Here is a 12831-nt window from a genome sequence, read left to right on the forward strand (position 1 = left end):
GCCCGGCGCTTTTTCCCAAGAGGGAAAAGCGCCGGGCTTCGAATGTTCAGTGCGGTCTACCGCAGGGCTTTAGACGCCGACGCGCTCGACGACTTCTTCGATGCGCGGGTTGGTGGCCGCAGTGCCATCGGGGAAGATCAGAGTCGGCACGGTCTGGTTGCCGCCGTTGAAGGACTCCACGATCTCGGCGGTGCCTTCGACATCTTCGATATTTACCTCCGTGTACGCCACGCCCTTCTGATCCATCAGCCGCTTGAGGTTGCGGCAGTAGCCGCACCAGCTGGTGGTGAACATGGTGACCCCGCCCGCAGCAGGAACATACTTCTCAAGATTTAATTCGTTGCTCATACCTCATGCAACCACGTGAGCTATCGATTTGTTCCACATTTCGCCCGCGGACCAGAAGAATTCTATGACGCACTAGTTGTCCGCACCGAAGCGCCGGGCGCGGACTACACTGGTGCCCACCGGATAGGTTCGAAGAGAGGCGAAAATCATGTGCGGACGCTACGTCATGGCCAAGGCGATCGGCGACCTCGTCGCGGAGGCCGAAGCCGAGGCGGATGACAACCTCCAGCTGCGCCACTCATGGAACGTCGCCCCCACCACGGATGTGCCGATCGTGCTCGAGCGGCTGATCGACGATGCCCTGCACCGCCAGGTCCACGTGGCCCGGTGGGGACTGGTTCCCGGCTGGGCCAAGGAACTCTCGGTGGGGGTGCGCGCCTTCAATGCCCGCAGCGAGACCGCGGCCAGCAAACCGACCTTCCGGGCGGCGGTCAAAAAGCGTCGCGCAGCCGTCCCGATGCAGGGGTACTACGAGTGGAAGAAGGAAGGCAGCAAGAAGCGGCCATTCTTTGTGCACCGCGAGGATGGGAAATTGATGTTCTTCGCCGGACTCTACGAATGGTGGAAGGACGAAAACGGGGACTGGATTCTGTCCACCTCGATCCTCACCATGGATTCACCCTCCGCCGAGGAACCCGGGGTGCTCGGCGAGCTTGCCGGGCTGCATGACCGGCTGCCGATCCCGCTGGACCCGGAGATGCTTTCCCGCTGGCTGAACCCGAGCGAAGCCGACGGCGAGGGGCTGATCGAAGAGGTCCGCGCTCAGGCCTACGATGTGGCCTCCACCTGGAGCCTGTACGAGGTGGACCCCGCGGTAGGCAACGTGCGCAACGATTCGGCAGAGCTCATCGAAGAGCACAAGTCGCTGTTCTAGCTCTGGCCCCGCCGCGCGGCACGCCGACCGAGCGACAGCCCGGCACCGGCACCCAGCATCGCGAAGCCGAACCCCAAGGCGAACTTTCCGAAAATCGCTGCGGCGCTCGCCGAGATCTGCCCATGGAGCTCGGCGGTGCTCAGCGGAGCGTAGGCGAACCAGCCAAAGGTTTTCACCTGGACGCTATCCCACCACAGCAGGCCACCGCCGGCGAGCAGCAGCAGCACACCGAGGCCGAGCGGGATCCAGGGTGCCATCCGGCCGAGCAGGGTGCCCCGGGAGAGCAGAAAGCCGCAGCCCACTCCGCAACCGGCGAGCCCGAGGCCAAGCAGAAGCTGTCCCAGCAGCATGGTGGCGCTGGGCCCGAAGTAAAACGTATCCTCGCGCAACGACACATAGGACCCGGAATAGATCGTCACCATCTGCTGGCCGTCCCACCAGAGCAGTGCGCTGCCCGCGAGCAGCAGGAGAATTCCGAGGCCGAAGGATAGCGCGGGGATCTTGCGCGGTGTCGGAGCTGTAGATTCTGGCATGGGAACTATCTTTCCACGTCCGGCCATTTACCGCTTGTCTCTGGAGTTAAAAACTGCCGGCCAGCTTGGAAGCTGGCCGGCAGTCAAGGAAGGCTGCGCGGTTTAGTGCCCGCGCGCGATCCATTCTTCAAGATTCGGCGCCTCGGCGCCGATGGTGGTGGCATCTCCGTGGCCAGTGTGCACCACGGTCTGCTCGGGCAAGACGAACAGCTTGGTGCGGATCGACTCGATAATCGTCTCGAAGCTGGAGTAACTGCGCCCGGTAGCCCCCGGACCGCCGTGGAACAGCGTGTCACCGCTGAACAGCACACCCAGGTCCTCGGCGTAGAAGCAGGTGGAACCCGGGGAGTGGCCCGGGGTATGCAGCGCGGTCAGCGTCGTTTCACCGATGGTGAAGGTATCGCCCTCCTGGATTTCGGCATCGACCTTGCGCTCGGGATAAACGTTCTCCCAGAGCATCGTATCGGCCGGGTTCAGATACAGCGGCGCCTCGACCGCATCGGAGAATTCGACCGCGGCGCGGATGTGGTCGTCGTGCCCGTGGGTGAGCAAGACGGCCATCACCTCGCGGTCGCCAACCTGCTCGAGGATCTTCTCCACGTCATGCGCCGGGTCGATCACCATGACCTCGGAATCATCGCCGATGATCCAGACGTTGTTATCGACCTCCCAGGTGCCGCCGTCCAGGGAGAAGGTGCCCGAGGTGACGACGTTCTCGATCTGCGCGCTCATTAAAGCTCCACCACCGAACGCAGCACGGTGCCCTCGTGCATCTTGTCGAAGGCCGCCTCGATCTCGTCCAGCTTGATGCGCTCGGTGACGAAGGCATCCAGATCCAACCGGCCCTGCTTGTACTGCTCAACGAGCATCGGGAAGTCGCGCGAAGGCAGGCAGTCGCCGTACCAAGAGGACTTCAGCGAACCGCCGTGGCCGAAGACGTCCAGCAGCGGCAGTTCCAGCTTCATCTCCGGGGTAGGCACCCCGACCAGCACCACGCGGCCGGCAAGGTCGCGGGCGTAGAAGGCCTGCTTGTAGGTTTCCGGGCGGCCCACCGCGTCGATGACCACGTCGGCGCCGAAGCCGCCGGTCAGTTCCTTGATCGCTTCGATCGGATCGACCTTCGAGGAATCGACGGTGTGGGTGGCGCCGAGCTGCGTGGCGGTCTCCAGCTTCGTCGGGTTCAAATCCACGGCGATGATGGTGGTCGCTCCGGCCAGCTTGGCGCCGGCGATCGCTGCCACGCCCACGCCGCCGCAGCCGATAACCGCTACGGACTCGCCGCGCTTGACCTCACCGGTGTTCATGGCCGCACCGATGCCGGCCATCACGCCGCAGCCGAGCAGGCCCACGGCGGCGGCGTCTGCGTCCTCGTCCACCTTGGTGCACTGCCCGGCGGCTACCAGGGTCTTCTGGGCGAAGGATCCGATGCCCAACGCTGGGGAAAGCTCGGTGCCGTCCTCCAAAGTCATCTTCTGGGTGGCGTTCGCGGTATTGAAGCAGTACTGCGCCTGCCCCTTGGCGCAGGCGCGGCACTGGCCGCAGACCGCACGCCAGTTCAGGATTACCCGGTCGCCTACGACCACATTGGTGACGTTCTCACCGATCTGGCTGACTACCGCGGTGGACTCGTGGCCCAGCAGGTACGGGTAGTCGTTGCCGATGCCGCCGAGCTTGTAGTGCAGATCGGTGTGGCAGACGCCGGCGGTCAGTACATCGACGATGACCTCTCCGGGTCCCGGGTCCGGAACGATGATATCGACGACCTCTACCGGGGCGTCTTTGGCGCGGGAAATAACGGCTTTGACCTTATGCGGCATGGATTTGCTCCTGGGTTTAATTGTTCGTGTGTCTTGATGCTATCGGTGTGCTCCAAGCTAATCGAGTATTCGGGACACAGTGACGTGAGAAGTTTCGCGCGCGGCGTAGTCGAGGGCACCGACCGCGCTGCGCTCGGCCATGGCCATGCGGCGGATCAGGCCGTAATGAGGAGCAGAAGTGATCCGGCCGCGGAGCCTGCTGCACGCAGCACATTAACCCGGTGCCAGCGGGGCCGATAGCGCGCCCACGGTAGCGTTGCGCGCTGCAGGGCACGGTTCAAGGGAACACTGAGGAAGATGGTGAGCAGGGCGCCGGACAGCACCAGTGCCGAGCCCAGTGCAGGGACCAGGAGGCCCTGCGCTAAGGCGTATGCAGTGTAGCCGAGACTGCCGACGAGGCTAAGGAAAAATAAGCTGAGAAACGCGGGCCGTTCGGCGTGCTGGTTCACCGAGATCATGAAGTCTCCGGCTGCCGAATCCTGGACCGAGGCCAAGGCAGGGAGGACCGTGAGCGCGAAGGCGGCATAAAAACCTGCAACAATCCCGGAGCTGGTAATAGTTGTTATGAGCAATGTGGCCGCTAGCCATTCGGGGATCATGCCACCGCCCCTGGCCGGGGTGTGAGAGCTGAGAAGGGAGCCGTTTTCCTATGCATGGTACTCATTCAAGCGCACGGATCGCAGATGCAGAATGTTTGAAACTCGACAAAACATGCGTCATCGTCCAATCTGAGGGAGTGACCGCTCAAGATGCCTTTCCTGCGGGGCCGCGTGCCCGTGACGGCTTCATCCTGCGCATGAGCATGGCAGGGAACTGGCAAGTCGAAGTCCAAGATCGCTGCGCGTTGACAATCCTGGCGGTGCGTACCGGATCTTGCGCGGTGCAGCGAGGCGAAGCAACGATCCAAGCTGAACCGGGAAACCTAGTGGTCATTCACGGGACGGCGCCTTATCGGGTGCTTGCGGACAGCACGCAGCCGCGTGCCGCCGCCGTTGAAACATACCTCATTGGACCAGGCCAGCAATGCCTCGGCCCTGCGGCGCAGCCGGTCACTGAGACGCTGCGCCACGGCGTCCGCTCGTGGGGTAACGCCCGCGACGGGGCGGACCAATTGCTGGTCTGCACCTTCACCACAACCAGTGCGATTACCGACCTGATCTGCGAGGGGCGAGCGCTACGCCTGATAGATGATGCAGCGCTCTGGAATTGGGCTGAGCTGCTGCACCTTGAAGCCGAGCGGCAAGGACCTGTGCAGTCGCTGGTCTTGGATCGGCTTTTGGATATCCTCGCGCTCCAAGTGCTGCAGCAAATGCCGGGGGCCGGCATGGTCCCAGGTGCAAAACCGGGGATTTCAGCCGCGGTGGGGGCAATGTGGTCCGCTCCGGCGGAGCCCTGGAATGTGGCACTGCTCGCCGGGATCGCTGCCATGTCCCGTTCGGCCTTTTCTGCGGCGTTTCATGAAGCCATGGGAATGCCACCGGTTGGATACCTCACCCGGTTGCGTCTGGCGCTGGCCTGGGATGCCCTGCAGAACACCAATTCTCCATTGGGGCAGATAGCCGGTGAGGTCGGCTATTCCTCCGCTTTTGCCCTGAGCGCTGCCATTCGTCGAGTCTATTCGGCAAGTCCCTCTGAAATTCGGATGCTCCGAAGGAACGGTTGAACCCTCCGCCGGCTCAACCGTTCCTCACGCTGTGCAACGTCAAGGTACGCCACTTGGCGGCGTGAGCCACGGGCCAACGAACGTGGAGTTCCATCCCGGTCGGCCGGGTCTCATTTTTAGGTAATAGGCCAGCGGCCGCAAATGGGTTCGGTCCGGTAGCCAACTTCGTCTCAGAGCTTTCCTTGCCCTTGATCTGCGTGCTTCAGGGCGCGGACCCGCGTAGCGCCAGAGCCCTAGGCATGGACGGGGCTGTGATTACTTGCCCGGCGCTAAACTGTCCGTCGAGCTGACTAGCGTAACTGTTGTTCGAACACGTATTCGAATAAGATTGAGTTAGTAGGGTTGAAGGAGTTGCACGTGGGCATTTTTACCGAGTCGATCCAGGTTTCCTGCGCCCCAAGCGGGGTGCCGTTGCGGGTTTCCTGGCAGGGGTGCGAATATCGGCTGGTCGCCGAGCCGCAACGGTGGTTCGAACGCCGCAAATGGTGGGACGAAAACCTGCGCATACCCCGCGGAATCGGCGCTGGACTAGCGGATTACGAGATCTGGCGGCTGGAGATTACCCAAGCAGTGGACCGCGGCCCCACGCGGAGCATCGACGTCAGCTTCGACCCGCAATCCACGCGCTGGCGGCTGATCCGGGTGAATCAGGAGTTGCCAATCAGCGCCTGACCGGGCATAAATGCACATCTTTCGAAACTTTGTTCTAATGGTATTCCTACGCTGTTTCGAAGGATCCGCCCATGAGCTTCACCCACCTGAACGTCACCTCCTCCTATAGCGCGCACTATGGCGTCTCCAGCCCGCCCCAGCTGGCGGCCGCCGCCCGAGCGCAGGGAGCCGAGGCGCTGGCGCTCACCGACCGAGACGGGCTCTTCGGCGCGGTCAAGCATGTCGGAGCCTGCCTCGCCGAGGGGCTGCGCCCGATCCTCGGAGTGAACCTCGCGGTGCTTGACGGCCAGGGAAAACCCGCCGGACGCATCATCCTGCTCGCCCGCGGAAACACCCAAGGACGCGGATACGCCGCGCTGTGCCGCGCGGTCTCCGCGGCGCACCAGAACCCGCGCGGAATCATCGGGCTGAGCCAAGCCGACCTGGCGCAGCGGCTGGCCGGCGGGCAACTGATGCTGCTGCTCGGTGCCGAATCCGACGTGTCGCGGGCCATCGAGCGCGGTAAATACTCCCAGGCCCGGGCGCTGATGGCCCACTGGAAGAAGCTGGCCGGCGGGCAGCTGCGCGCAGAAATCACCACCCACCTCTCCGCTCCCGGCAAGCGCTACAGCCTGGGCTTCGCCAGCAAGCTGCTGCGCTTCGCCGCGGAGCTCGGCGTCGCCCCGGTGCTCAGCAACGCGGTGCGCTATGCCGATGCCGATGGGGCGGTCACCGCCGACATCCTCGACTCGGCCCGGGTGCTGGGCAGGCTCAGCGCCTTGGAAGAGCTGCAGCCCACCGGGCAGGGATGGCTGAAAGCCCCGGCCCAGATGCACCAGCTAGCCCAAGATCTCTCCCGGGTGACCGAACGCGCCTGGGCCTATAGGCTCCTGCGCAATACCGAGCAGCTCGCCGACTGGGCGGCGCTGGATGCGCATACGGATCTTGGCTGGAAGCAGCCGGTGATCCCCGAAGCGAAAATCATCGGCTTGCACCGTCCGGCCCAGCAGGAACTGACCGAACGAGTCTTCGCCGCCGCACCGCGCCTGCTGCCGAACACCAAGCGCAGCGAGATCGAAAAGCAGCTGGCCCTGGAGCTGGGGGTGATCGAAAGGCTGGACTTCGCCGGCTACTTCCTCACCGTCGCCGAAACCGTCAACCTGATCACCGGCATGGGCGTGCGGGTGGCTGCCCGCGGCTCCGGCGCCTCCTCCCTGGTCAACTACCTGCTGGGGATCAGCCAGGTCAACCCGCTGCAGCACGACCTGGTCTTCGAACGCTTCCTCTCCGATACCCGCACTACCTTGCCGGATATCGACATCGACGTGGAATCCGCGCGCCGCCACGAGATCTACCACAAGATCTTCGACACCTATGGGGAGGAGCGCGTGAGCCTGATGAGCATGCAAAACGCCTACCGGGCACGCGGCGCCGTCCGCGACGCCGGAGCCGCCCTCGGCCTGGAGCAGGAACAGGTCGACGAGATCGCCAAGCAGCTCTGGCGCTTCTCCGCCTCCTCCTTCCGCGAGGCGCTGGAGGAAAAGCCGGAGCTCGCCCCCTTGGCCAAGCGCATCACCTCCGACGGGCAGCTGGACATCCTCATCGACGCGACCGAACGCCTGGACCGGCTGCCACGGCATATCTCCATGCACCCCTGCGGGGTGATCCTCTCCGACGCGAGCCTGCTGGACCGCACCCCGGTGCAACCCTCCGGGATGGGGCTGCCCATGAGCCAGTACGACAAGCACGATATGGACCTGATGGGGCTGATCAAGCTCGACGTGCTCGGGGTGCGCATGCAATCGGCGATCGCCTACACGCTAGCGGAGATCAAGCGCCTGCATCCCTCCCGGCAGTCGGTCGCCCGCGCCGGGGGACACCGGCAGCCGGAGTACATCGAAGCGGACGGGCAGATCGACTTCGCCCGCGTTCCGCTGGATGACCCGATCACCTACGAGCTGATCCGCTCCACCCACACCCTGGGCTGCTTCCAAATCGAATCCCCGGGCCAACGCGAACTGATCGGCAAGCTCGCCCCTACCGAATTCAACGACCTCATCATCGACATCTCGCTCTTCCGCCCCGGGCCCATGCAATCGAATATGGTCAAGCCCTACCTGGAGCACCGCCACGGTTTCGCTCCCGAGCAGTTCCTGCACCCGGATCTGAAGCCTGCGCTCGCCGAAACCCATGGGGTCACCGTCTTCCACGAACAGGTGCTGCGCATGCTCCATGTGATGACCGGCTGCACCCTGGGGATGGCAGATGTCTACCGCCGGCATCTGGGCAACCCGGCCCAGGAACCCGCGGTCGAAAAATTCTTCCGCACCAACGCCACGCGAAAGGGCTACGCGCCGGAGATCATCGATAAGGTCTGGAAGGTGCTCGCAGGCTTCGGCTCCTTCGGCTTCTGCAAGGCCCATGGGGCGGCCTTCGCCGTACCCACCTACCATTCGGCCTGGTTGAAGGCGCACCATCCCGAGGCATTCCTCGCCGGCATCTGGGAGCACGACCCGGGCATGTACCCCAAACGCCTGCTGGTCTCCGAGGCGCGCCGGATGAACATTCCCATCCTCCCGCTGGACGTCAACCTCTCCACCGGCCATTATCGAGTCGAACGCGTGTTCGAACATGCCGTGCGCGGCACCCCGATCGTCCCGCGCGCCGCCGGAACCATCCGTCCCGGCCAATACGGCATCCGCCTGGCCTTCCGCGACATCCACCAGCTGAGCGAACGCGAGGTCACCCGGCTGGTCGCCGGGCAACCCTATGACAGCCTCGCGGACGTCCGCCAACGCGCCGGCCTGTCCCGGCGCAGCTACCAGAACCTCGCGGCGCTCGGCGTCTTCGATTCGCTCCTTGCCGGCACCAGCAGGGCGGACACCATCGCCCACACCCAATCCATGGCGCACGCCAGCATCCCGGCCAAATACCGGCCCGGCCCCGGACAGCTCGCCCTGCCGCTGGGCGCCATTGAGCACATCAAGGCCACCGGCGCGCAGTTGAGCACCGAAGAGGTAGTGCGCACCGAACTGGACCTGCTGCACCTGGACGTGAGCGAGCACCTGATCACCTCCTACCGCACGCGCCTGGACCACCTGCCGATCACCCAGGCGGTGGAACTGCTGCACCTGCGCAACGGCGCCGAAGTGCTGGTGGCCGGGGTGCGCATCGCCACGCAGACCCCGCCGATGCGCGGAGGCAAGCGGGTGGTCTTCATCTCGATCGACGACGGGTCAGGCTGTGTGGATGCCACCTTCTTCGATGACACCCAGCAGCGCACCGGACCGCTGCTCTTCTCCACGCGCATGCTGCTGATCCACGGCATCACCCGGCGCACCGGCCCGCGCGGCATCTCCCTGCAGGCGCTGAACGCCTGGGACCTGCACGCCCCGGATACGCTGCCGGGCGCCGGGTACCTGGAATCGGCGGCCCGCCCGAAACCCAGCTACCGGCCCAAGCTCGGCCAAGGCGCCGCGGGAGGGCAGAGCGTAGGCGAACTGGCCAAGCGCATGGACGCCGAGGGGCTGGACCAGCGCGGGGCTTAGGATCATTGCATGAGCACCAGTCCAGACAACCGGCCACGGCGCCTGCGAACGGAAATTCCCAAGCCGCTGGATCCCGCCCTGGTGGCAAGCCTGGGCGCGGCGGACCTCGGGCTGCGCCGCGGAGTCGTTGCCCTGGCTGCGCCGTCGCCGCGCTGGGCCGAGGCCTTCACCGGCGTGGCGAACGTCTTGAACGCGACCCGGCCCGCAGGTATCGGGGCCATCGAGCATATCGGCTCGACCGCCGTTCCCGGGCTTGCCGCCAAGCCGATCCTCGACCTCGCCATCGGGTTCGCGGCGGAGGCAAATCTAGACCGCATCCATCCGTGGTTGCTGGGCCTGGGCTTTCTCTGCCTCGGCGAAAAGGACGCCAGCCGTCCGGATTCGATGTATGGATTCGAAATCGAACCGGGAATCCGGCTGGTCAACGCACACGTCATCGAGCACGGATCACCCGAATGGACCGGCTACCTGGCCTTCCGGAACTATCTGCGAACGCACGCAACCGAACGCGACGCCTATGGCGCGCTCAAGCGGAGCGTGGCGTTGCAGAACCCCGGGGACCGCATCGGCTACCTCGCCGGCAAAGCGGAGTTCATCCATGCGCGGCGCTCGCACTGAAGAAAACGGGCCAGCAAGCAAACCGCAGCCGCTATACCGAAGTCACATGCCCGTCTGCACCAATGACGAACGACGGATTATGCACAAAATCCCAGCGGAACCCGTCCGGATCGGCCACGCAGGCACTCATCCCGCCCCACGGCTGCACCGTCGGCTCGGACACCGAGCTAGCCCCGGCATCCAGCGCTCGCCGGTAGTGATGTTCGACCTCGGTATCGGAGCGCACATTGTGGCCCAGGGATACCGGGGGAGCCTTCTCGCCGTGGCCGATGTTGCCGTATTCGCTGGGCATCTGCGAGACATCCCACAGCGCGAGCATCAGTCCGTGTCCGGCGCGGACGAACGCGATCTCCGGGTGGGCCGGCTGGACCAGCTCGAACCCCAGTCCCTCGGTGTAGAACCTTGTTGAAGCACCGACATCGCGCACGCCGAGGGTGATTGCGCTGATGGTCGGTGGGGCCGACTTGTTCATGGCTCAAGCCTAGGTCCAGAAGGATCCAAACGGTAGAGGTTCTGCACCCCTGGCGCCTACAGGTAGTTCCACTGCTCGGTCGGCGGCAGCGGCCGCTGGGTGGTATGCGGCTGCTGGCCGTAGGGATCGGGGAAACGTCCATGGTGCGCGCGGGCCAGTCGCTTGCCGCCGTGCGCCGCACCGGTGCCGCGGGACCCGTCGCCTGGGTTGGCGTCCACCGGCGCCTCGGCGCTGCGCTGCCGCTTATCCGCCGTCGTTGCCAGCTGGACTTCATTCCACTGCCCGGTGCCGGGGATGCCGCGAATCAGCGGGGAGCACCACGCGCCCAGTGCGGCGAGCATCACCAGCGTGCCGAAGAAGATCAGCGTGGGTCCCATGCCCAGCCACTGGATGCCGATACCGGCGCACAATGGCGCCAGCGGCAGGGCCGAGAGCGCCATGAAGGTCACCAGCGCGCTGGCCCGACCGGCCATCTCTGCCGGGATCACCGCCATGAAGTACCCTCCGGCTCCGGCATTCAGCGCCGGCACGCTGAGGAAGGACAGCGCCAGCATCGCTCCCATCCACCACAGGCTGGAGCCGAACCCCATGAGCAGGCTGCCCAGCCCCAGGGTTGTGAGGCAGAGGCAGGTCAATGGGCCGGTGCGGAAACGGTCGATCAGCCCGGTAGCCAGCAACGAGCCGAGCAGCATGCCCACGCCCATGCACGTGGAGACCAGTCCAATCACCCACGGCGCCTCGCCGCGCTGCTGCAAACCATAAATCAGCGTGGTGGCAATGCCGTTGGTGCCCAGGTTGACCACGACGATCAATAAGAGCAGGGTCCGCAGCTGGGGCCGGGCGAAGCACCAGCGCATCCCCGGCAGCACTCCGCCGGCGATGCGCTCGGCGGGTTGCTTCGAGGCGCCGGGCATGCTGCGGGCGCTGCGCAGCGGGGCGGCGAGCATCCGCCCGGCCACCGCCGAGATGAGCTGCAGGACGCTGACCAGAAGCAAGGTGAGGCCCGCGCCGAAGCTCAGGAGCATCCCGGCCAGCGGCGCCGAGGCCAGGGTCAGCGTCGCATCGCGGCCCTGGTTTGCCGCCATCGCACGGCCCAATTGCCCGGGGTGCACCGCATCCTTCAACGCGGCGTTGCTGGCGCTCGAGAAGTATCCCGAGCGCAGCTCCATCAGCACATGAGCCACGCAGAGGAGCAATGCTCCGAGGGTTCCGGTCCAGGCCGCCACCGCCAACGCCCCGGAAAGCGCCGCGCCGGTTAATCCGCCGAGCACGATCATCCGCGTCCGCTCGGCCCGGTCCGCCATCGCTCCGCCGGCCATGGTCAGGCTCGTGCGGGCGAGCAGCCCCAGCGCCGCCAGCGCTCCGGCTTGGGCGGGGGAGCCGGTGGCCGCGAGCAGCAGCAGGGGGAGGGCGAATTGGTAGATGCCGCCGGCCAGCAGGGCCGAGGTGTCCGCGGCCCACCAGCGCCGGTAGGCAGGTTGGGAGGAAAGCCGGGGAAGCCTAGTAGCCTCGGGCGCAACGGCGGGTAGATCCGGAGCTGGGGTGAGCGTCATGAATCAACCATAAGTCCGCAAATAATATTGCGCAATAGAACTTGCGCAATTTAAATTGGGGAATTGCTATGCTGTGCTCATGAGTCACAACGAGCCGCCGGTCACATTCACTACACCCATGCTCAAAGCCATCGCTAACCCCCTGCGGCGGCAGATCCTTGACACGCTTTCTGCCATGGAAACTGCTCGTGCGGCAGATCTGGCGCTCACCCTGGGGATTCCGGCAAATAAGGTCAGCTTCCACCTGCGCGAGTTGGCCAAAGCCGAGATGATCGTCGAAGTCCCCGAGCTGGCTCGCGACAAGCGGGATCGCGTGTGGAAGCCCGCGGCGCGCGGGTACACCACCGGCGAGGTAGGGGAGCGGCCGGAAGATCAAACCGGAACCGCCATGGATGCATATCTGGGGCAGGTCATCCATGATGAGCAACGGCGCCTCCAGGCTGCCTTGCGCCATGCTGAACAGCACTATCGGGGGCAGCAGCCCGGGCCGGTCAAGGCGCAGATGCAAACGAGCAATCTCATGCTCACCCAGGATGAAATGCAAGAGCTCATCCACCGGATGGAAGAAGTGGTCCCGGCCTTCCGCGAAGACTTGAAGAGCGGCAAGATCGCCAGCGCCCAGCCGGCGGAATCGCGCCAGGTGTGGCATGTCATGAGCCTGTTCACCGAGGAGTCCTTGTTGAATGAGTCATATGGCGAGGATCAAACGCCGTAAAACCTGTAGTGAACGCACGCTATGGCGGAGTCCTGAACT

At 64.9% G+C, this 12831-nt stretch carries 13 protein-coding genes; 6 read left to right on the forward strand and 7 right to left on the reverse strand.

Features of this window, described 5'->3' with window-relative positions; all coding sequences use genetic code 11:
• Positions 1–69: 69 nt before the first annotated feature.
• Positions 70–348, reverse strand: a complete 279-nt coding sequence (locus CQ019_RS04375; protein WP_105569015.1) for a glutaredoxin domain-containing protein — start codon at positions 346–348, stop codon at positions 70–72.
• Between the two features lie 148 nt (positions 349–496).
• Here CQ019_RS04375 and CQ019_RS04380 point away from each other — a divergent pair, with 148 nt between their 5' ends.
• Entirely contained in the window at positions 497–1222 is a 726-nt protein-coding gene (locus CQ019_RS04380) for an SOS response-associated peptidase (protein ID WP_105569016.1), read from the forward strand.
• Here CQ019_RS04380 and CQ019_RS04385 read toward each other — a convergent pair.
• The 4 genes from CQ019_RS04385 to CQ019_RS04400 form a co-directional block, all read right to left on the reverse strand.
• On the reverse strand, positions 1219–1755 hold the full coding sequence (locus CQ019_RS04385) for a hypothetical protein (protein WP_105569017.1): 537 nt from the start codon (positions 1753–1755) through the stop codon (positions 1219–1221). The two genes, CQ019_RS04380 and CQ019_RS04385, sit on opposite strands and share 4 nt — an antisense overlap.
• A gap of 102 nt (positions 1756–1857) precedes the next feature.
• Complete coding sequence (locus CQ019_RS04390) at positions 1858–2487, reverse strand: MBL fold metallo-hydrolase (protein ID WP_105569018.1); 630 nt, start codon at positions 2485–2487, stop codon at positions 1858–1860.
• Positions 2487–3572, reverse strand: coding sequence for an S-(hydroxymethyl)mycothiol dehydrogenase (locus CQ019_RS04395; protein WP_105552193.1), 1086 nt, complete (start codon positions 3570–3572; stop codon positions 2487–2489). Before CQ019_RS04395 ends, CQ019_RS04390 begins: the two co-directional genes overlap by 1 nt.
• 155 nt (positions 3573–3727) lie before the next feature.
• The gene (locus tag CQ019_RS04400) at positions 3728–4171 is read right to left on the reverse strand and encodes a DUF1772 domain-containing protein (RefSeq protein ID WP_105569019.1); all 444 of its coding nucleotides are present in this window, start codon (positions 4169–4171) and stop codon (positions 3728–3730) included.
• A gap of 137 nt (positions 4172–4308) precedes the next feature.
• On the opposite strand from CQ019_RS04400, the gene CQ019_RS04405 reads away from it, so the two are divergent.
• The 4 genes from CQ019_RS04405 (at position 4309) to CQ019_RS04420 (ending at position 10052) form a co-directional block, all read left to right on the forward strand.
• Positions 4309–5235 (forward strand): AraC family transcriptional regulator, encoded by a 927-nt coding sequence (locus CQ019_RS04405; RefSeq protein ID WP_181148242.1) that lies wholly within the window; start codon positions 4309–4311, stop codon positions 5233–5235.
• 357 nt (positions 5236–5592) lie between these two features.
• The gene (locus CQ019_RS04410) at positions 5593–5907 is read left to right on the forward strand and encodes a DUF6504 family protein (protein ID WP_105569021.1); all 315 of its coding nucleotides are present in this window, start codon (positions 5593–5595) and stop codon (positions 5905–5907) included.
• A gap of 71 nt (positions 5908–5978) precedes the next feature.
• On the forward strand, positions 5979–9434 hold the full coding sequence (locus CQ019_RS04415) for a DNA polymerase III subunit alpha (RefSeq protein WP_105569022.1): 3456 nt from the start codon (positions 5979–5981) through the stop codon (positions 9432–9434).
• Positions 9435–9443: 9 nt separating this feature from the next.
• Positions 9444–10052 (forward strand): GrpB family protein, encoded by a 609-nt coding sequence (locus CQ019_RS04420; protein WP_105569023.1) that lies wholly within the window; start codon positions 9444–9446, stop codon positions 10050–10052.
• 31 nt (positions 10053–10083) lie between these two features.
• Here the strand turns inward: CQ019_RS04420 and CQ019_RS04425 are convergent, their stop codons facing one another.
• A complete protein-coding gene (locus CQ019_RS04425; RefSeq protein WP_096284872.1) occupies positions 10084–10524 on the reverse strand; it encodes a VOC family protein in 441 nt (146 codons plus the stop codon).
• Between the two features lie 56 nt (positions 10525–10580).
• Complete coding sequence (locus tag CQ019_RS04430; protein WP_105569024.1) at positions 10581–12077, reverse strand: MFS transporter; 1497 nt, start codon at positions 12075–12077, stop codon at positions 10581–10583.
• 79 nt (positions 12078–12156) lie between these two features.
• On the opposite strand from CQ019_RS04430, the gene CQ019_RS04435 reads away from it, so the two are divergent.
• Positions 12157–12792, forward strand: coding sequence for a helix-turn-helix domain-containing protein (locus tag CQ019_RS04435; RefSeq protein WP_105569025.1), 636 nt, complete (start codon positions 12157–12159; stop codon positions 12790–12792).
• The last annotated feature ends 39 nt before the right edge of the window (positions 12793–12831 follow it).

Origin of the sequence: Arthrobacter sp. MYb229 (assembly GCF_002975405.1) — a bacterium.
Taxonomy (GTDB): Bacteria; Actinomycetota; Actinomycetes; order Actinomycetales; family Micrococcaceae; genus Glutamicibacter.

Coding starts and splice junctions, on each gene's coding strand:
- CQ019_RS04390 (WP_105569018.1), bottom strand. CDS start 2,487: ATGAGCGCGCAGATCGAGAACGTCGTCACCTCGGGCACCTTCTCCCTG.
- CQ019_RS04380 (WP_105569016.1), top strand. CDS start 497: ATGTGCGGACGCTACGTCATGGCCAAGGCGATCGGCGACCTCGTCGCG.
- CQ019_RS04385 (WP_105569017.1), bottom strand. CDS start 1,755: ATGCCAGAATCTACAGCTCCGACACCGCGCAAGATCCCCGCGCTATCC.
- CQ019_RS04395 (WP_105552193.1), bottom strand. CDS start 3,572: ATGCCGCATAAGGTCAAAGCCGTTATTTCCCGCGCCAAAGACGCCCCG.
- CQ019_RS04420 (WP_105569023.1), top strand. CDS start 9,444: ATGAGCACCAGTCCAGACAACCGGCCACGGCGCCTGCGAACGGAAATT.
- CQ019_RS04415 (WP_105569022.1), top strand. CDS start 5,979: ATGAGCTTCACCCACCTGAACGTCACCTCCTCCTATAGCGCGCACTAT.
- CQ019_RS04430 (WP_105569024.1), bottom strand. CDS start 12,077: ATGACGCTCACCCCAGCTCCGGATCTACCCGCCGTTGCGCCCGAGGCT.
- CQ019_RS04425 (WP_096284872.1), bottom strand. CDS start 10,524: ATGAACAAGTCGGCCCCACCGACCATCAGCGCAATCACCCTCGGCGTG.
- CQ019_RS04400 (WP_105569019.1), bottom strand. CDS start 4,171: ATGATCCCCGAATGGCTAGCGGCCACATTGCTCATAACAACTATTACC.
- CQ019_RS04375 (WP_105569015.1), bottom strand. CDS start 348: ATGAGCAACGAATTAAATCTTGAGAAGTATGTTCCTGCTGCGGGCGGG.
- CQ019_RS04435 (WP_105569025.1), top strand. CDS start 12,157: ATGAGTCACAACGAGCCGCCGGTCACATTCACTACACCCATGCTCAAA.